2 protein-coding genes are annotated in these 614 nt (G+C 49.2%); both read left to right on the top strand.

All coding sequences use genetic code 11. The features are described 5' to 3' along the window. The first annotated feature begins 115 nt into the window (after positions 1–115). Positions 116–307 carry a hypothetical protein gene (locus ACTBDU_RS16445; protein WP_438807216.1) on the top strand — a complete coding sequence of 64 codons (192 nt, stop codon included), beginning with the start codon at positions 116–118 and terminating at the stop codon, positions 305–307. A 15-nt stretch (positions 308–322) separates the two neighbouring features. Further along, positions 323–614: 3'-5' exonuclease (locus ACTBDU_RS16440; protein WP_438807215.1), on the top strand; the 292-nt coding region annotated here is incomplete at its 3' end.

The raw sequence follows: 614 nt of genomic DNA, 5'->3' as shown, positions 1-614 counted from the left end.
TGTATTAATACTCTGTTTTAGAATGGCGTTAATCTGCCGGTGCTAGCTTGCGCCAAATAAACGTCATGCCTGTTTTTCTCAACCCACCCTGGAAGACATAAATATGTTATATCGCGTGATTAAATGTAAATATGGAAATAACGGCAATCGCTGTCTTTATTATCTTAATGACCGCAGTCTGGTGCAGGAGTCACGCCTCGTCCCGGTGCCATTCAGCCTGCGTTTTTATGATGCCCGGCAACGCATGATTTATTCAGGCGCTATTCGCCAGCAAATGAAACAGGCGGTAATGCGCTATAAAAAATAGCATTGAGGACAAGTGATGAACAGACCCATGAATAATGTGATGCTCGATATCGAAACGCTGGGTAAAAAAGCCGGTTGCCCGATATTGTCGGTGGCGGCGGTGATGTTTGAACCAGCAACGGGGCGGGTTGGACCGACGTTTTATGCGCGTATCGATTATCAGGCCGCACTCAAATGCGGCGAGCCAGAGGACGAGACCCTGCAATGGTGGCAAAAACAGAGTGATGAGGCACGTCACGAGGCTTTTGGCGGTAAAGCACGCCCCGACGTTGTGGCGCGCGCCTTGCGGATTTTTATCGCCACCTACT

It is taken from the genome of Sodalis sp. (in: enterobacteria) (genome assembly GCF_051710625.1).
In the GTDB taxonomy this organism is placed as follows: Bacteria; Pseudomonadota; Gammaproteobacteria; order Enterobacterales; family Enterobacteriaceae; genus JBPESN01.
Note: the sequence above shows the minus strand (reverse complement) of the source record. Positions and strands in the feature narration are given on the sequence as shown.